The 17742-nt window shown below is 66.0% G+C and carries 18 protein-coding genes and 1 tRNA gene; 6 read left to right on the top strand and 13 right to left on the bottom strand.

The window, feature by feature from the left end; genetic code table 11:
* Nucleotides 1-181: 181 nt before the first annotated feature.
* Genes B4F07_RS08760 through B4F07_RS08735 form a run of 6 tightly spaced genes read right to left on the bottom strand, consistent with a single transcriptional unit; the run spans nt 182 to nt 4995 of the window.
* A complete protein-coding gene (locus tag B4F07_RS08760) occupies nt 182-652 on the bottom strand; it encodes an MmcB family DNA repair protein (protein ID WP_293701485.1) in 471 nt (156 codons plus the stop codon).
* Nucleotides 653-667: 15 nt separating this feature from the next.
* Nucleotides 668-1207 carry a single-stranded DNA-binding protein gene (gene ssb, locus B4F07_RS08755; protein ID WP_293701488.1) on the bottom strand — a complete coding sequence of 180 codons (540 nt, stop codon included), beginning with the start codon at nt 1205-1207 and terminating at the stop codon, nt 668-670.
* Between the two features lie 31 nt (nt 1208-1238).
* On the bottom strand, nt 1239-3110 hold the full coding sequence (gene feoB / locus B4F07_RS08750) for a ferrous iron transporter B (protein WP_293701491.1): 1872 nt from the start codon (nt 3108-3110) through the stop codon (nt 1239-1241).
* The gene (locus B4F07_RS08745) at nt 3107-3358 is read right to left on the bottom strand and encodes a FeoA family protein (protein WP_293701494.1); all 252 of its coding nucleotides are present in this window, start codon (nt 3356-3358) and stop codon (nt 3107-3109) included. The genes feoB and B4F07_RS08745 overlap by 4 nt, the downstream gene beginning before the upstream one ends.
* Nucleotides 3359-3412: 54 nt before the next feature.
* Nucleotides 3413-4078, bottom strand: coding sequence for a COQ9 family protein (locus tag B4F07_RS08740; RefSeq protein ID WP_414711713.1), 666 nt, complete (start codon nt 4076-4078; stop codon nt 3413-3415).
* Nucleotides 4079-4083: 5 nt separating this feature from the next.
* Nucleotides 4084-4995, bottom strand: coding sequence for a DMT family transporter (locus B4F07_RS08735; protein ID WP_293701500.1), 912 nt, complete (start codon nt 4993-4995; stop codon nt 4084-4086).
* Between the two features lie 113 nt (nt 4996-5108).
* Here B4F07_RS08735 and B4F07_RS08730 point away from each other — a divergent pair, with 113 nt between their 5' ends.
* Nucleotides 5109-6194: an alkene reductase gene (locus tag B4F07_RS08730; protein ID WP_293701503.1), complete on the top strand. Its 1086-nt coding sequence runs from the start codon at nt 5109-5111 to the stop codon at nt 6192-6194.
* 175 nt (nt 6195-6369) lie between these two features.
* On the opposite strand, the gene B4F07_RS08725 is transcribed toward B4F07_RS08730, so the two are convergent.
* From B4F07_RS08725 to B4F07_RS08710, 4 genes are read right to left on the bottom strand one after another with little or no spacing between them, the layout of a single operon-like run.
* Nucleotides 6370-7014: a hypothetical protein gene (locus B4F07_RS08725; protein WP_293701506.1), complete on the bottom strand. Its 645-nt coding sequence runs from the start codon at nt 7012-7014 to the stop codon at nt 6370-6372.
* Nucleotides 7007-7432, bottom strand: a complete 426-nt coding sequence (gene ribH / locus B4F07_RS08720; protein ID WP_293701509.1) for a 6,7-dimethyl-8-ribityllumazine synthase — start codon at nt 7430-7432, stop codon at nt 7007-7009. Before ribH ends, B4F07_RS08725 begins: the two co-directional genes overlap by 8 nt.
* Nucleotides 7432-8709 (bottom strand): 3,4-dihydroxy-2-butanone-4-phosphate synthase, encoded by a 1278-nt coding sequence (gene ribB / locus B4F07_RS08715; protein WP_293701512.1) that lies wholly within the window; start codon nt 8707-8709, stop codon nt 7432-7434. Before ribB ends, ribH begins: the two co-directional genes overlap by 1 nt.
* 57 nt (nt 8710-8766) lie before the next feature.
* Nucleotides 8767-9387 (bottom strand): ankyrin repeat domain-containing protein, encoded by a 621-nt coding sequence (locus B4F07_RS08710; protein ID WP_293701513.1) that lies wholly within the window; start codon nt 9385-9387, stop codon nt 8767-8769.
* An 86-nt stretch (nt 9388-9473) separates the two neighbouring features.
* Here B4F07_RS08710 and B4F07_RS08705 point away from each other — a divergent pair, with 86 nt between their 5' ends.
* The 3 genes from B4F07_RS08705 to B4F07_RS08695 are packed head-to-tail and all read left to right on the top strand — an operon-like array spanning nt 9474 to nt 11273.
* The gene (locus B4F07_RS08705; RefSeq protein WP_293701516.1) at nt 9474-10118 is read left to right on the top strand and encodes an SCO family protein; all 645 of its coding nucleotides are present in this window, start codon (nt 9474-9476) and stop codon (nt 10116-10118) included.
* Nucleotides 10115-10561, top strand: a complete 447-nt coding sequence (locus B4F07_RS08700; protein WP_293704727.1) for a YcgN family cysteine cluster protein — start codon at nt 10115-10117, stop codon at nt 10559-10561. The genes B4F07_RS08705 and B4F07_RS08700 overlap by 4 nt, the downstream gene beginning before the upstream one ends.
* Nucleotides 10515-11273 carry a M48 family metallopeptidase gene (locus B4F07_RS08695; RefSeq protein ID WP_293701522.1) on the top strand — a complete coding sequence of 253 codons (759 nt, stop codon included), beginning with the start codon at nt 10515-10517 and terminating at the stop codon, nt 11271-11273. Before B4F07_RS08700 ends, B4F07_RS08695 begins: the two co-directional genes overlap by 47 nt.
* Nucleotides 11274-11286: 13 nt before the next feature.
* On the opposite strand, the gene B4F07_RS08690 is transcribed toward B4F07_RS08695, so the two are convergent.
* Nucleotides 11287-11360 (bottom strand) — tRNA-Gly (locus B4F07_RS08690).
* Between the two features lie 48 nt (nt 11361-11408).
* Nucleotides 11409-11879, bottom strand: a complete 471-nt coding sequence (locus B4F07_RS08685; protein WP_293701828.1) for an Lrp/AsnC family transcriptional regulator — start codon at nt 11877-11879, stop codon at nt 11409-11411.
* 98 nt (nt 11880-11977) lie between these two features.
* Here B4F07_RS08685 and putA point away from each other — a divergent pair, with 98 nt between their 5' ends.
* On the top strand, nt 11978-15073 hold the full coding sequence (putA, locus tag B4F07_RS08680; protein ID WP_293704725.1) for a bifunctional proline dehydrogenase/L-glutamate gamma-semialdehyde dehydrogenase PutA: 3096 nt from the start codon (nt 11978-11980) through the stop codon (nt 15071-15073).
* 178 nt (nt 15074-15251) lie between these two features.
* Here the strand turns inward: putA and B4F07_RS08675 are convergent, their stop codons facing one another.
* Nucleotides 15252-16190: a tetratricopeptide repeat protein gene (locus B4F07_RS08675; protein WP_293701527.1), complete on the bottom strand. Its 939-nt coding sequence runs from the start codon at nt 16188-16190 to the stop codon at nt 15252-15254.
* 158 nt (nt 16191-16348) lie between these two features.
* On the opposite strand from B4F07_RS08675, the gene gdhA reads away from it, so the two are divergent.
* The gene (gdhA, locus tag B4F07_RS08670) at nt 16349-17704 is read left to right on the top strand and encodes an NADP-specific glutamate dehydrogenase (protein WP_293701529.1); all 1356 of its coding nucleotides are present in this window, start codon (nt 16349-16351) and stop codon (nt 17702-17704) included.
* Nucleotides 17705-17742: the final 38 nt, after the last annotated feature.

Here is a 17742-nt window from a genome sequence, read left to right as displayed (position 1 = left end):
GGCGGTCTTCTCGAACACCGTCGCGCGCAAACCACGCGAAGCGACATTTTGATGGTCGCCTGCGGCGACAAGCGACGGCCGCGGAAAATCACGCCCTCTTTGTGTCTTTGTGTGAGATTCTTCATCTTTGCGCCTTCGCGCCTTTGCGTGAGATAATATTCCCGCGCCGACGCGAGCGGCATCAGCCCTCGACCCACCCCGCCGCCAATTCGGGGTCCATCGCCACCATTGACCGTCGCATCGACAGCCTTCCGATCCGTAGTAGCTCGGCCTTGCGCCGCGCAGGGGCGAGGTTGCAGCTTGCGGCTTCGCGAACGACGGCAGCGCCATAGCGGTCGGCGATGATCAGGCCCGAGGTTTCGGGGCGATAGCCTTCGGTGTCGAGGATTGCCGGGTCGAGTCCCGACGCCAGCGCCCAGTAAAAATTGTCGCACCAGTCGCAATAGTCGGGCCATTTGCCGTCGCCGTGTAGGTCGGCGCGGCTGACCTTGATCTCGACGATCGTTATATTGCCCTTGGCATCGATGGCGGTGAGGTCGGTGCGCCGCCCGTTGGGCAAAGGCACTTCGGGGATTGCGACCAGCCCCGCCTGCGCGAACAGGCGGCACACGCCGCGGGCGACGTCCGCGGCGGTGATCTGTTCGCTCAGCATCGTGTCAGTTTATCGTCAGAACGGAACGTCGTCGTCCAGATCGTCGTCGAAGGGCGGACGTCCGCCGCCGCTGCCGCCGCCGGACGATCCGCCGGAGCTGCCGCCCTGGTTCCAGCCGCCGCCCGAGCCACCGCCCGACCCGCTGCCGCTGCCCCAGCTATCCTCGCCGCCGCCGCCGCGCGAACCGCCGCCACCGCCGCCGGGCGCACCGTCGAGCATGGTCAGCGTGCCGCCCATGCCGGCGATCACCACCTCGGTGGTATATTTGTCATTGCCGTCGCGGTCCTGCCATTTGCGGGTGCGCAGCGAACCTTCGATATAGACCTTCGAGCCCTTTTTCAGATAGCGTTCGACGACTCCGACCAGCCCTTCGCCGTTGATGACGACATTATGCCATTCGGTGCGCTCCTTGCGCTCGCCGGTCATCCGGTCCTTCCACTGCTCGGAGGTCGCGATGCGGATGTTGGCGATCTTGCCGCCATTCTGGAACGACTTGATTTCGGGATCAGCACCCAGATTGCCGATCAAAATTACCTTGTTGACGCTGCCAGCCATGCCGCTCCGCTCCGCTAGAAAATGTGGAGGATCAGCCTAGTCCAAAGGCGACGGCTGTCCAGTAAGTGATTCCAGCAGCGGCATAGGCGAGCAGGAACAAATAGCCAACCATGAAGAGGGGCCAGCGCCACCCATTTGTTTCCCGACGGGTGATCGCGATTGTTGAAATACACTGCGGCGCGAACACGAACCACGCGAGGAAGGCGAGTGCGGTGGCGATGCTCCAGCGGCCCTGCAAGCGCTCGCTGAGCGATTGCGCCATCGCTTCCTCGTCATCGCCTGCCTCGATCGCATTGGCGGTGGCGAGCGCTGACACCGCGACCTCGCGCGCCGCCATCGCGGGGATCAGTGCGAGCGCGATGTCATGGTTGAAACCGATCGGGGCGACGACGACCTCCAGCCCGCTCGCAATGCGCCCGGCGACGCTGTAATCGACCTGGCTTTCGCTGCTGCCCTCCGGCACCTTGGGATAGCTGAGCAACAGCCACAGCGCGATGGTGGTGACGAAGATGATCGTCCCGGCGCGGCGCAGGAAAATCCACGCGCGCTGCCACAAAGCGATGCCGACATCGCGCAGTCGCGGCCATTGGTAACGCGGCATTTCCATCATGAAGCCCGCGGCATTGCCCTTGGCGACGGTGCGGCGCAGCACCAGCGCGACGACCAGCGCCCCGACGATGCCCGACAGGTAGAGCCCGAACAGCACCAGCCCTTGCAGCCCGACCGGCGAGCCGCCGACATTGGTGTTCGGGATGAAGGCGCCGATGATCAGCGTGTAGACGGGCAGCCGCGCCGAACAGGTCATCAGTGGCGCGATCAGGATCGTCGTCAGCCGGTCCTTGGCATCGGGAATCGCGCGCGTCGCCATGATGCCGGGGACCGCGCAGGCGAAGCTCGACAGGAGCGGGATGAAGCCACGCCCCGACAGGCCGACCTTGGCCATGATGCCGTCCATCAGGAAGGCGGCGCGGGTCATATAGCCCGATGCCTCAAGCAAAAGGATGAAGAGGAATAGGATCAGGATCTGCGGCAGGAAGACGATGACCGACCCGACCCCGCCGAGGATCCCCTCAATGATCAACCCGCGCAGGAAACCGTCGGGCAGCGCCGCGGTGACCGCCTCCTGCAATGCCGCGATGCCGCCCTCGATCCAGCCGATCGGCGCTTCGGACCAGGCATAGACCCCCTGGAACATCACGAACATCAGCGCGAGAAGGATCAGGAAGCCGAGGGCGGGGTGGAGCAGCACGGCATCGACGCGCTGGGTCCAGCGGCGCACCGGGGTTTCGGACAAGGTTGCGGCGCGCGCGATCGCGCGGGCGCGCTGGTGCAGCGCGGCGTCGGACGGTGGCGGGTCGGCATGGTCGTGGGTTTCAAGTTGATGCGTAAGGATCGCGCCGTCGACCGCGGCGAGCAGGTCGGCCAGCCCGCGCTTGCGCACCGCGACGGTCGGCACCACCGGGACGCCGAGTTCGCGCGACAGGATCGCCGGGTCGAGCGTCAGCCCGTCGCGCTCCGCCAGATCGAGCATGTTGAGCGCGACGACCGTCGGCAGCCCGAGCGCGATCAGTTCGAGCGCGAAACAGAGATGATTGTCGAGGTTGGCGGCATCGACGACAACGACGAGCGCGTCGGGGCGTCGTTCGCCCGCCTGCTGACCCAGCACGACATCGCGCGTCACCGCCTCGTCGGGGCTGGCGGGGGTCAGGCTGTAACTGCCGGGCAGATCGATCAGCGACATCGGCCGCCCGTCGGCAAAGCTGGCGTGGCCGGCTTTGCGCTCGACCGTGACGCCGGGGTAATTGGCGATCTTCTGCCGTGCGCCGGTCAGCGCGTTGAACAGGCTCGATTTGCCGGCATTGGGATTGCCGACCAGCGCGATCGTCGGGATGGCAGCGGTCATGGCGCGGTCGGCGCCACTTCGATCATCGCCGCCTGCCGCGCACGGATGATCACCTGCATCCGCCCGACCGACAGCGCCAGCGGGTCGCGCGAGAACAGGCTGCCGCGGTGGAGCGGGGTCACGTCGATCCCCTCCATCAGCCCGAATTCGCGCAGCCGCCGCCCTTCGTCGTGCGACATGGCGTCCCAATCGATGCGGGAAATGCGGACCGCGACGCCGAGCGGCGCGGAATCGAGCTTTGCGTTCATTTGCGAGCGATTATCAATAACGGCGGGTTAGCGCCAGTTGTTTATCGCGGCGTGTTAGCGGCCCGGATAACGCAGCCGTCCGACAAAGCGGGCAAGGCTGGGGCGCTCGGTGCTGCGCGAGGCGCGGCGGTATTTCCAGCTTTCGAAGCGCATGACCTGATCGATGCGGCGGGCCAGAAAGGCGCGGGTGTCGGCGAAGCCGTCGCTCTCGTCGTTCAGGAATACGGCCATCGTCGACGCATAGACGGCGCCGAGGATCGCGCGCTTGCTGTAGTGATTATAGTCCGTCGCTGTGTCGCCCGCGAGTCGCCACATGATGTCGGCGCTCCGCCAGCCGAGCTTCGCCGCGAACGGCACGTTGGTGGGCAGCGCCAGCAGCGCGAGTGCGCGGCGCAGCGATTCGCGGTCGGGCGACAGCAGGTTGATGCGCGTTTCGACAAGGGTGGTGATGCGTTCGCGGATCTTGAGCGTTGCCAGTTTCTCGGCGGGACATTTCGCCGCCATGCGATCGTCGATGTCGGCGAACCAGGCATCGACCATGTCGCGTCCGCCGCCGGGGAAGGCGAGGCGGGCGACGTCGGGATCGACCGCGGCGCGGCGCGCGGCGTCGGCGAGCGCGGCGGCGCCGAAGCCGTCGAACGCCGCCGACGAGGCGATCAGCGGCGCGAGCGCGGCGCGGACTTCGTCGAGGGTCGGATCGGCAGGGAGCATTGAAGCCATAGGCATCAGATAGGCGACGCGCGGCGGTTCGGCAACCGGATCAGCACCAGGGCGGCACCGACCATCATGCCGCCGAAAATATCGATCGGGCCGAGCAGCTCGCCGAACGCCAGCCACCCCGCCAACGCCGCCACCGCGGGCTGGACCAGCAGGGTCAGCCCGATGACGAGCGGCGAGAAGCGCGGCAGCGACCAGGTCATCAACCCCTGGCCGATAATCTGGCTGGTCAGCGCGAGCAGGATCAGCGGGGTCCAGTTCTGCGGCATGATCGTCTCGCCCAGCGCCAGCGCGGTGGCGAGCAGGATGGGGACGCAGACGACTGATGATATGGCAAGCGCGGTCCAGGGTTCGAGCGCTCCGCGCACCCGCAGCATCAGCAGAACGTAAACGGTGTAGAGTACACCCGCGAGCAGGCTGAGCAGGTCGCCGATCAGATAGGCGGGCGACAGCTCGTAACTTTGCCCCATGAGCAGCGCCGATCCGGCAAAGGCGAGCAGGATCGCCAGCGCCTGCCACCCGCGCGGCCAGCGGCGCGCCAGGAAAATGCCCCAGATCACCAGCAGCAGGCTGGCGCAATTGCCGAACAGTGTCGCGTTGGCGACCTTGGTCTGGAGGATGCCGATATGCCAGGCGGCGAGGTCGAGCGCGAAAAAGATGCCCGCGGCGCTGGCGACGACGATGGCATTGCGCGGCGGCAATCGCCCGCCGCTCTCGCGCCACGCCAGCGCGAGCAGGAAGGGCAGTGCAATCGCCATGCGCCAGAAGGCCGAGGCGGTGGGTCCGGTGTCGGCAAGGCGGACGAGCAGCGCGCCGACCGACAGCGCGATATTGCCCGCGAGCAGCGCCAGAAACGCCCAGCGTCCCGCGTTCGGCACGGCGGCATCTTTCGCGTCGAGGCTTTCGATCTTGGCTGTCATTTAGATTTTCTTTTGATACTCACCATTGTGCAGGCACCGCAGCGTCCATAGCTTTGCGGGCCATAGCGGCGCCCCGATCGGTCGTCGCCGGAAAATTGGAACGTGGAGGATTTATGGCCGTATCGCTTTTCGACCCGATCAAGCTGGGCGCCATCGAGGCGCCGAACCGCATCATCATGGCGCCGCTGACCCGCGGCCGCGCCGCGGCTGGGTTCGTCCCGACCGAGCTGGCGGTCGAATATTATCGCCAGCGCGCCTCGGCCGGGCTGATCATTTCGGAAGCAACCGGCATTTCGCAGGAAGGCCTCGGCTGGCCGTCGGCGCCCGGGCTGTGGACCGACGCGCAGGTCGAAGGCTGGAAGCCGGTCACCGACGCCGTCCATAACGCCGGTGGCCGCATCGTCGCACAGTTGTGGCACATGGGCCGCCTCGTCCATTCGGTGTTCAACGATGGCAAGCCGCCGGTGTCCGCCTCGGCAACGCAGGGCGAGGGCCGCGCACACACCCCGGTCGGCCGCCGCGATCTGGAAGTCGCGCGCGCGCTGGAACTAGCCGAAATTCCGCGGTTGATCGCCGATTACGCCAAGGCCGCCGAGAATGCGAAGCGCGCCGGGTTCGACGGGGTCCAGCTTCACGGCGCCAATGGCTATCTGATCGACCAGTTCCTGCGCGACAACAGCAATTTGCGCGATGACGACTATGGCGGCCCGGTCGAAAACCGCATCCGGCTGTTGCGCGAAGTGACCGAAGCGCTGATCGGCGTCTGGGGCGCCGACCGGGTGTCGGTGCGCCTGTCGCCCAACGGCAATTCGCAGGGCGTCGACGACAGCAATCCCGAACCCTTGTTCACGGCTGCGGCGGGCGCGCTCGACGCGCTCGGCATCGGCTTCCTCGAACTGCGCGAGCCCGGTCCCGACGGGACGTTTGGCAACACCGACGTGCCGAAGCAGTCGCCTGCGATCCGCAAAGTCTTCAAAGGCCCGCTGATCCTCAACAGCGACTATGATGTCGCCAAGGCCGAAGCGGCGCTGGCGAGCGGCGTGGCGGACGCGATCGCCTTTGGTCGCCCCTATATCAGCAACCCCGATCTGGTCGAACGGATCAAGAGCGGGGCCGAATGGGCCGCGGATAACCCGCAGACCTGGTACTCGCCGGGGGCGGAAGGTTACACCGACTATCCGGCGCTGGTGGACGCGTAAGGCGGCACCGATCCTCCCTGTGGCGTAGCCATGGGGAGGTGGCAGCCTCGAAGAGGCTGACGGAGGGACTATGGCGCTAGCGTCGTCGCCCCTCCACCCCCGCCTGCGGCGGCGGTCTCGCTGGCGCTGCGCGCCGTCTGCGACTCCCCATCGCTGCGCGACAGGGAGGATCAAGCTAACCCTTCTCCGCTATCGCCTTGTCGACGATCCCGGCGCCCAGCGGGCCGAGGATGTTGCTGCCGAAACGGAACAACAGGAAGGCGCCGACGAATAGCAGGAGCGGTTCGATGACGAGCGCGACAATCGCGGCGATCACCGCTACGACGAACAATGTCACAAAACCGCCGCTCAGCACCTGCTGCCCCTTGGGACCAAGCTCGATCGTGCGCGGACCTTTGCTATCCCACCATTTGCCCGTGACGATCGTCTTGCGGTCGCCGCTTCGCGGTGCGGGACGGTTCGGGATGCGGGCAGGTGCATTGGCCTTCGGCGCCGACCGGTCGCCCGGGGTTGGCGACCAGGGTCGTTTGCCCTGCTCGGCTGCCGCGGCGACGACGCGTGGTCTGTCGGGAGCACGCCCTGCTGCTTGAACTGGCGCGGGCCGCGCGCTCAGTCCCGATTCGGCGCGCGCCGCTGCCGAAAGGTCGGGCGCATTCGTCCGCGGCTCGGGACGGATCGGTTCGATGCCCAGATTGCGGTCATGAATTTCCATCCGCTCGGCAGCGGTCAGCGGCGTCTGGCCGGTTTCGCGGTCGATCACCACCAGCCGCCCGCCGCGCTCGACGACAGAAAACCGGCTGGGAGGTGCGCCATCAACCAATGCCGAATTGTTCCTTCAGAGCCAGCATGGCGAGCGCGGCCTTCGCCGCTTCGCCGCCCTTATCCTTGCGCGTCTTGTCGGCGCGCGCAAGCGCCTGTTCGTCATTCTCGACCGTCAGGATGCCATTGCCGATTGCAAGACCATCGAGCGTCAGCGCCATGATGCCGCGCGCGCTTTCGTTCGACACCACCTCGAAATGATAGGTTTCGCCGCGAATGACGACGCCGAGCGCGACATAAGCGTCAAAGCGGCCGGTATCGACGGCGAGCGAGATTGCGGCCGGGACTTCGAGCGCGCCGGGGACGGTCACCGTCTCATGGCTATGCCCGTCGGCCTCAAGCGCACTGCGCGCCCCGTCGAGCAGCATGTCGTTGAGCTCTGAATAGAAACGGGCTTCGACGATCAGTATATGCGCCATTATGCGGCCTCCCCGGGGATGGAACGTTCGCCGACGACCGACAGGCCATAGCCCTCCAGCCCGACCAGATTGTTGTGCGAAGGCGTCAGCAGCTCCATCGCGTGGACGCCGAGATCGGCGAGGATCTGCGCGCCGATGCCATAGGTGCGAAGGTCCATGCCCCCCGACGGCGGCGGAATTTCCTCGGCTGCCGCCGATCCGGGCAGCGGGCGCATCAGCATGACGATGACCCCCGATCCGGCCTCGCCAATCGCTTCCATCGAGCGTTGCAGGCGGCGCTTCTTCGGCCCCGGACGACCCATCAGGTCGTCGAACAGCGACACCGGGTGCATCCGGACCAGCGTCACCGCGGCGGGATCGATCGCGCCCTTTTGCAGCACCAGATTGACGCTGCCGTCGATCTTGTTGCGATAGGATTTGAGCCGCCAGTCGCCGCCATAGTCCGATTCGAACGGATCGTCGGCGACGCATTCGACCAGCCGGTCGTTGCGGTGGCGATAGGCGATCAGGTCGGCGATCGTGCCGATCTTGAGCCCGTGGCGCCGCGCAAAGGGAATCAGGTCGTCGAGCCGCGCCATCGACCCGTCGTCGTTCATGATTTCGCAGATCACCCCCGACGGGTTGAGCCCGGCGAGGCGCGCAATGTCGACCGATGCCTCGGTATGTCCGGCGCGGACCAGCACGCCGCCGTCGCGCGCGATCAGCGGGAAGACATGGCCAGGGGTGACGATGTCATCGCGGCCCTTGGCACCGTCGATCGCGACCGACACGGTGCGCGCACGATCGGCGGCCGAAATGCCCGTCGTCACGCCTTCACGCGCCTCGATCGAGGTGGTGAAGGCGGTTTCGTGGCGGGTGCCGTTGGCGCGGCTCATCAGTTCAAGCCCGAGCTGATCGACGCGCGCTTTGGTCAGGGTCAGGCAGATCAGTCCGCGACCGTGGGTCGCCATGAAATTGATCGCATCGGGGGTCGCCATCTGCGCCGGGATGACCAGATCGCCCTCATTCTCGCGGTCCTCGTCATCGACCAGAATGAACATGCGGCCGTTACGCGCCTCGGCGATAATCTCTTCGGGGGTCGCCATCGGCGACAGGTCGCTGCCGTGCGCCAGCCAGTTTTCCAGCTTGCGCAGCGTGTCGGCGGTCGGGTTCCAGCCGGGCGAGTCGAGGTCGCGCAGGCTGTTGGCGTGGAGGCCCGCGGCGCGCGCCAGGCCAGAGCGCGACATGTTGCCGTCATCGACAATGGCGCGGATGCGATCAATGAGCTGTGTGGACATGAAGCCCATGTCTCACACTGTGATGTGAATGTCAACCAAGACATCACATTGCAAGCTTCAATTGGGTCCGATGCTCGGTCCCAGATCGCGCCGCGGTCCATCGACTTTCGCGTCGAGGATGGTCACCAGTTGCCCGGTGCGGTCATCGCGCTTGGCATAATCGCGCGCGCTCATGCCCGTGGCATGGTCGGCCTTGTCGGGATTGGCGCCGCGTCGCACCAGCAGGCGCACCATCGCGGCATTCTTGGTCTGCACCGCCAGGATCAGCGCGGTCTCGCCGCGGCGGTTGGTCTGATCGACCGGCGCCTTGGCATTGAGCAATTCCTCTGCGCCATCGGTGAAGTTGAGCAGCGCAGCATGCATCAGCGGAGTCATGCCCTGGCGGTCAGCGATCGCCGGATCGGCATCCTTCGCGAGCAGAAAGCGCAGCCAGGTCGCGTCGCGGCGCTTGGCAACGATGGCGAGCGCGGTTTCGCCCGATTCGGGGTGCCGACTGTTGATCAGCGTCGCATCGTCCTGCAACGCCTCGGTCGCCTTGGTGCCGTCGCGGCTTTCGACCGCCTGCAAAAAGGCATAGCCGCCACGAAACTGCGCCTGAACCGGGCCGGCGAGCAGGGCGGACGTCGCGACGAGGGCCAACAGTAAGGCGGCGAGGCGGAATTCCGCGCGTCGGAACATGATCTGGGTGACCCCTGGCAAGCACCGTCGCGACATCGCGACGAGAATGGTTGATTTTCGCGGGCTAGCCGACCAAGGCTGGCCCCATGATGAATATCGCGAATATGGGACAAACGCTTGTCCGTGCAAGCCTGATCGTCGCGTTCGGTGCGATGCTGGCGGGATGTGGCGCCCCCGCCGACGCCCCGCCCGCGACGCCGCCGCTCGAAGGCGCGCGGATCGGCGGGCCGTTCACACTGACCGACCAGAATGGCAAAACCGTTCGCGACACAGATTTTGCCGGGAAATATCGCCTCGTCTATTTCGGCTACAGCTTCTGCCCCGACATTTGCCCGGTCGACCTGCAAAAACTGATGCGCGGGCTGGCGCAGTTCGAAAAGGCTGATCCGGCGCGCGGCGCCAAAATCGCGCCCTTGTTCATCACCGTCGATCCGGCGCGCGATACGCCCGCAGCGCTGAAGCCCTTTGTTGCCCGCTATCATCCGCGCCTGCTCGGGCTGACCGGCACCCCCGAACAGATCGCCGCGGCCGCCAAGGCCTATGTCGTCACCTATCACAAGGTCGATGGCTCAGCGCCCGACCGCTATCTGATGGCGCACAGCCAGCTCGCGTTCCTGATGGACCCGGCAGGCAAGCCGCTGGCACTGCTGCCGCTCGACGACCCGTCGACCGACGCCGATGAAGGGGCACCCGCGGCGGTCGCCGCCGATCTGGCAAAATGGGTCCAGTGACCGGAGGCGCGGCGCCTCGCCCGTTCTGGGAGGCGCCGCTCGCCAGCCTCGACGCCGGGCAGTGGGAAGCCTTGTGCGACGGGTGCGGCAAATGCTGCCTGCACAAGATCGAGGATGAGGATACGGGGCGGATCTATCCCACCAATGTCGCATGCCGCCTGCTCGACCTCACCACTGCACGCTGCGGCGATTACAAGCATCGCCGCCGCCACGTTCCCGATTGCCTGACGCTGACCAAGGCGAAGGTCGCCGATATCGAATGGCTGCCGCAAAGCTGTGCCTATCGTCTGCGCGCCGAGGGGGAACCCCTGCCCGCATGGCATTATCTGGTGTGCGGCGATCGCAATGCGGTCCACCGCGCCGGTCAATCGATCGTCGGCTGGACGGTCAGCGAGGATGTCGCGGGGCCGCTGGAAAATCACCTTGTCGAACGCGTGGTTTAACTCGCGCGCCGAGGCGCCGCACATTCAGGTGGGCGACGACGCCTGGCCGGTGCGCGTGGTCCAGCACGCGCAGTCGCGGCGCTACCGGATGGTTTTCGACGCGGCGCGCGGCGAGCTGCGGCTGACCGTACCGCGGCGGACGAATATCCGCGCGGCGCTGAAATGGGCGAGCGAGCAGCAGGCGTGGCTGGCCGAACAGGTCGGCAAGGCGGCGCTGCCGGTGATCGTCGGGCCGGACGCGTCGGTGCCGTTCCTGGGCATCGATCGCCGCATCGACTGGTCCCCCACCGCACCGCGCGCGATCGAACTCGAGCCGGACGCGCTACGCGTCGGTGGCCCGGCCGAGACGGTCGGGCGCCGGGTCGAGCGCTGGCTGAAAGGACAGGCGCTGGTGCTGCTCGACCGCGAGAGCCGCGAGATTGCGGCACGCGCTGGATTGGCGGTCGGCCGTGTCGGCGTCGGCGATCCGCGCAGCCGCTGGGGCAGTTGCACCCACGATGGCGACCTGCGCTACAGCTGGCGGCTTGTCATGGCGCCTGACCATGTCCGCCGCGCGACGGTGGCGCATGAGGTCGCGCATCTGGAACATATGGACCATGGCCCCGCGTTTCATGCATTGGTCGACGACCTGCACGACGGCGACGTCGCCGCGGCGCGCAGCTGGCTGCGCCGCGAAGGACGCAGCCTCCACCGTTATCGTTTTGCTGTCTGACCGCAGGGTTGTTTGGAGCGGGTGAAGGGAATCGAACCCTCGTCGTAAGCTTGGGAAGCTTCTGCTCTGCCATTGAGCTACACCCGCCCGGGGCTGCGCGATTGGCACAGCTGTGGACGGTGGTCAATATGGGTGTCAGCGCTTGGCTTCGCTGATCGTTTCCATCGCGACGAAGGTCGAGGTGCTGGCGACATGCGGCAGGCTGGAGATTTTTTCGCCCAGCACGATGCGATAGCGGCGGATGTCGACGGTGCGGACCTTGAGCAGATAGTCGAAGCTGCTCGCGATCATGTGGCATTCCTCGACCTCGGGAATTGCGCGCACCGCGGCGTTGAATTGCTTGAGCGCCGCCTCGCGCGTGTCGGACAATTTCACCTCGGCAAAGGCGACATGGTCGAGCCCGACCTTGGCGGGATCGACGATTGCGGCAAATCCGGTGATTACGCCCTTATCGACGAGGCGGCGGACGCGCTGCTGGCACGGCGTTTTCGACAGGCCGACCTGCTGCGCGAGATCGGTGAAGGTGATGCGGCCGTCGCGGCGCAGAATCGACAGGATTTTGCGGTCGAAGTCATCCAGATCGACTGCAAGGGGCGTTTCATTCATCATAATCGCCTAAAACTGATCCGATAATAGGTCAAAAGATAAATGCAACGACGCATAATCGGTCAGATTGCCGTGCTATGCTGCGATATGTTGCGCGGATGACCCAGACCAATGATCGCGCCGCACTCCGCGCCCTCGCCCGCCGCAGCGAAGCCGACATCGTCGCCGACCTCCACGCCGCGCTTGCCGCGTCTCCGGCCAGCGTCGAGGCGGTCACCCGGCGCGGGCTCGACCTGATCCGCAGGGCCAAGGCAGAGGGCGACCGCGAGACGCTCGTCGCGCAGTTGATGAACCGGTATCGGCTGTCGACCGAGGAAGGCGTCGTGCTGATGTGCCTCGCCGAAGCGTTGCTGCGCGTTCCCGACAGCGCAACCGCCAATGCGCTGATCCGCGACAAGATCGCCGGGCGCCAGTGGAAGGAAGGCGACGACGAGGACAGCCCGCTGATCGTTGCACTGTCGGCGCGCGGCCTGTCGCTGGGGTCAGCGACCTTGATGCTCGACGCGATGGGCAGCAAGGCGAACCCGCTGACCCTGCTCAAATCGATGGTCCGCCGCTCGGGCGAGCCGGTGATCCGCCAGGCGGCGCTGGCGGCGATGAAGCTGCTCGGCCAGCAGTTCGTGATGGGCGAGACGATCGACGCCGCGGTCAAGCGCGCCGATAAGGAGAAGTCCGAACTCGCGAGCTTCGACATGCTGGGCGAAGCGGCGCGCACCGCCGAAGATGCGGCGCGCTATTACGACAGTTATGCCGACGCGATTACCCGCATCGGCCGCGATGCGAAGCCCGGCGATCCGCATGCCAATCATGGCATTTCGATCAAGCTGTCGGCGCTCCACCCGCGCTACGAATATCTCCAGCGGTCGCGCGTGATCGGCGAACTGGTGCCGCGGGTGATCGAACTCGCCAAGGCGGCGCGCGCGGTGAACATCCCGCTGATGATCGATGCCGAGGAAAGCGACCGGCTGGAACCGCATATGGATGTGTTTGCGGCGCTGGTCGATGCCGGGATCGCCGACGGTTGGACTGGCCTCGGCATCGTGATCCAGGCGTATCAGAAACGCGCCCCGGCGGTGATCGAATGGCTCGCCGACTGTGCCCGGGCGCGCGGGGTCAAGCTGTCGATGCGGTTGGTCAAGGGCGCCTATTGGGATACCGAGATCAAGCGCGCCCAGACGTTGGGCCTGAGCGATTTTCCGGTGTTCACCGCCAAACTGCATACCGACCTTAATTATATGCGCTGCGCCCAGCTGCTTCGCGACGCGCAGGATTGCATCTATCCCGCGTTCGCCAGCCACAATGCGATGACGCTGGCGTTTGTCGCCGAACTGTTCGCGGGCGCCGATTACGAGCTGCAGCGGTTGCACGGGATGGGCGAGGGCGCGCATGATGCGCTCGTCGCGCTGTTCCCGCCGCCGCGGCCGGTGCGCGTCTATGCCCCCGTCGGCACCCACCGCGACCTGCTCGCCTACCTCGTCCGCCGCCTGCTCGAAAATGGCGCGAACTCCAGCTTCGTGCATCAATTCTCGGACCCCGATGTCAGCGCCGAACAGCTGGCGGTCGATCCGCGCAGCGTTGCGAGTGCTGCGTCGTCAAAGATTGCGACCGGCATCGGCTTGTTCGATCCGGCGCGCCGGAACTCGCGCGGCTACGACCTCGGCGAACCCGGGGTGCCCGAAGCGCTGGTCGCCGCAATCGGCGCAGCGCGGCGCAGCGATCGGGTTGCGGCGCCGATCGTCGGCGGTGTGGCGCGAACGGGTTCGGCCGATCCGGTGCGCAATCCTGCGACAGGCGCAATCGCCGGGCAGGTCATCGAGGCCGACAGCGCTGCGGTCGCCGATGCGGTTGCCGCGGCGCGCGCCGCACAGGACAATTGGAGCCTCGCAGGCGGCGCCTTCCGCGCCGAACGGCTCGAACGCGCCGCCGACATGCTCGAAGAACATGACGCATTGTTCCTTGGCCTTGCGATCGACGAGGCGGGCAAGACTTTGGTCGATGCGATCGCCGAGGTGCGCGAGGCGGTTGATTTCCTGCGCTATTATGCGGCGCAAGCGCGCGCCGAATTCACCTATCCCGTCGCGCTCCCAGGTCCGACTGGCGAGCGCAACGAGCTGATGCTCGAAGGCAAGGGCGTGTTCGTGTGCATCAGCCCTTGGAACTTCCCGCTCGCGATCTTCCTTGGGCAGGTCGCGGCGGCGCTCGCCGCGGGGAATAGCGTGCTGGCCAAACCCGCCGAACAGACGCCGCTGATCGCGCACGCCGCGGTTGAGTTGCTGCTCGAAGCGGGCGTTCCCGGCGATGTGCTGCATTACCTCCCCGGTCGCGGCGAAACGGTCGGCGCGGCGCTCACCGGCAACCCCGACATCATCGGCGTCGCCTTCACCGGATCGACCGAGGTCGCGCGCGCGATCAACCGCGGACTGGCGATGCGCGACGGCCCGATCGCGACATTGATTGCGGAGACCGGCGGCGCCAATGCGATGATCGTCGATTCGACCGCCTTGCCCGAACAGGTCGCGCGCGATGCCGTCGCCAGCGCCTTCCAGTCGGCGGGGCAACGCTGTTCGGCGCTGCGGCTGCTGTGTGTCCAGGAAGATGTCGCCGATACGATGATCGAGATGGTCGCGGGCGCGATGGCCGAACTCAACATCGGCGATCCGTCCATATTGGCCACCGACGTCGGCCCGATCATCGATGATGAAGCGCAGGCGAACATCGCCGCCTATGTCGCCGAAGCGCGCGCCGCGGGGCGGGTGCTCGCCGAAGCGGCGCGGACGAACCTGCCCGCGGGCGGTCATTTCGTACCGCCCGTCGTCATCCGCCTCGACCATGTCACCGACCTGAAGCGCGAGATTTTCGGCCCGGTGCTGCACGTCGCGACGTGGAAGGGCGGCGAGCTCGACGCGCTGATCGATGCGATCAATGCCTCGGGATACGGGCTGACATTAGGTGTTCACACGAGGATCGACGGGGTCGCGGCGCATGTCGCGGCGCGCGCGCAGGTCGGCAATGTGTACGTCAATCGCAACCAGATCGGCGCGATTGTCGGCTCGCAGCCGTTCGGCGGTCGCGGTCTGTCCGGGATCGGTCCGAAGGCGGGCGGCCCGCATTATCTGCACCGTTTTGCTGAGGAAAAGACGATCAGCACCGACATCACTGCGGCGGGGGGCAATGCGGCGCTGATGGCGGGTTAACAGGGTTCACGCGGAGACGCGGAGGCGCGGAGAATCTATACGCACCGTTTGCCCTGAGCTTGTCGAACGGTTGTTCGTTCTTGCGGCCGCCGACGTAAAGAACGGTGCTTCGACAAGCTCAGCACGAACGGGGCCGAAAGATTCTCCGCGCCTCCGCGCCTCCGCGTGAACCAAAAAGTTATGCCCCCGGGACGCCCAGCAACTGCGCTTGCGCCTTCAGCCGCCCCGCCGCCGCGGGGTTCGCGGCAATCCCGTCCTTCAGCGCCTGCGCGGCTTTCGCACTTTCGCCCAGCGTCATCCGGCTGCGCATCAGCATGATCCAGCGGTCGACGTCGGCGGGATTGGCCTTCAGCTTCGCCTCCAGCCCGTCGACCATGCCCTGGATCATCTGATCCTGCTGCCCCTTGGGCAGCTGTGACGCCGCCTCCATATCCGCACGGCTCGGCCCCGGAATGCCGCGCGCCGCAACGGGCATTTCGTCGGCGGTCAGCGGGCGCGCTTGCGTGCTCGCAAGGCGGCTCGCGACGTCGATCTTGTGGATCGCGCCGACCTGTTCGATCGTGCGGCGCAAATCCGCCTCCCACGGCGCGCCCTGCGGTGTGTCGGCGAGCAGCGCGAACCAGTCGTCGATCGCGCCCCGATGGTCGCCGCCAATGTCTTTCTTGACCGCCAGGAAATACCGCGCGCGCGGATCTTTCGCGTCGAGCGCGATCGCCTTGTCGAACGCGGCGAGTGCCGTCGCGGGCATCGGGTCGCTGTCGCTGCCCATCACTCGCGCTTCGCCCAACGCTGACCACAGACCCGCCGACTCGGGCGACAGCGCGGTCGCTTTTTCATAAGCCGCCGCGGCCCCCGCAAAATCGCTCAGGTCGAATCGCGCCGCGCCGAGCGCGGTCCACGCCTCGGCGCTGTTCGGTTCGCTCTTGGTTCGAGCCTCCAGCGCCGCGAGCTGGTCGGACGGCGCGGCGGCATTCGGTACTGCTGGATCGGCCCCCGCAGGCGCCGAATCGCGCCAGATGGCATAGCCGATTGCCGCCGCGAGCAGGACAAAGGCAGCGATCAGGATCGCGCGGTTGGTGCCGGACATGCCGCCGATCATGCTCTTGGTCTCGCTCATTTTTGCCCCTTTGTGCGGCCGGTGAAAAAACGCGGCCTGTGCGCGCAGTCATATTGCCTTTGCGTGGCGATGGTGTAGCCTTTGGCACATAAGGTCGGTCAACGATTAAAATCGTCGGGGTCGCACCGGCTTTCCCAGTCATACTAGGGGAGGGGTGCATGGCAGTTTCGGATCACGTCGATTTTTCGACGTTCATGGAAGGCGTAAAGAAGCGGAACCCGGGGCAACCCGAGTTCGTCCAAGCGGTGCAGGAGGTGTCGGAGGACATCTTCGATTTCATCGCCGACAAGGAAGAATATCACGCGCAGCAGATCTTGCGGCGCATCGCCGAGCCCGACCGGGTGGTGTCTTTCCGCGTCTGCTGGGAGGACGACAAGGGCAATATCCGCGTCCAGCGCGGCTGGCGTGTCCAGAACAATAATGCCATCGGCCCGTATAAGGGCGGCATTCGTTTCCACCCGTCGGTCACCGAATCGGTGCTCAAATTCCTGGCGTTCGAACAGACGTTTAAAAATGCCCTGACCGGGCTGCCGATGGGCGGCGGCAAGGGCGGATCGAACTTCAACCCCAAGGGCAAGAGCGTGCGCGAGATCATGCGCTTTTGCCAAAGCTTCATGACCGAGCTGTATCGCCACATCGGCGCCGACATCGACGTCCCCGCGGGCGACATCGGGGTCGGCGGCCGCGAAATCGGTTTCATGTTCGGCCAGTATAAGCGGATCACGAACGAGTTCACCGGGGTGCTGACCGGCAAGGGGCTCGAATGGGGCGGCTCGCTGATCCGCACCGAGGCGACGGGCTATGGCGCGGTCTATTTCCTCGCCAATATGCTCGCTGCCAAGGGGCAGGACCTCACCGGCAAGACCGCGGTCATCTCGGGTTCGGGCAATGTCGCGACGCACGCGGCCGAAAAGATCGTCCAGCTGGGCGGCAAGGTGCTGACCTTGTCCGATTCGGGCGGTTTCATCCACGATCCCGACGGCATCACCCAGGAAAAGATCGACTGGGTAAAGACGCACAAGACCCACCGCCGCGGCCGGATCGAGGAATATTGCGACGAGTTCAAGGGCGCGAGCTTTACCGCGGGCAAGACGCCTTGGGGGGTCAAATGCGATGTCGCGCTGCCGTGCGCGACGCAGAACGAGCTGCTCGGCGACGATGCGCGCGAACTGGTCAAGAACGGCTGTATCGCGGTCAGCGAAGGCGCCAACATGCCGACCAACCTGGAGGGCGTGCATGTGTTCAAGGATGCGAAGATCATGTTCGCGCCGGGCAAGGCCGCCAATGCCGGCGGCGTCGCGGTGTCGGGGCTGGAAATGAGCCAGAACAGCGGGCGCCGCAGCTGGAGCGAGCCCGAGCTGCAGCAGATGCTGAAAGACATCATGGACGGCATCCACAAAAGCTGCATCACCTATGGCGATCAGGGCGGCGGCTATATCGACTATGTGAAGGGCGCGAACATCGGCGGCTTCAAGAAAGTCGCTGACGCGATGCTGGCTTTCGGGGTAGTGTAATTGCGGCCCTAAGGCGCAAAAGCGCCGGGCCGGGGGAA

The organism is Sphingopyxis sp. UBA6723, assembly GCF_002454115.1.
In the GTDB taxonomy this organism is placed as follows: Bacteria; Pseudomonadota; Alphaproteobacteria; order Sphingomonadales; family Sphingomonadaceae; genus Sphingopyxis.
Note: the sequence above shows the minus strand (reverse complement) of the source record. Positions and strands in the feature narration are given on the sequence as shown.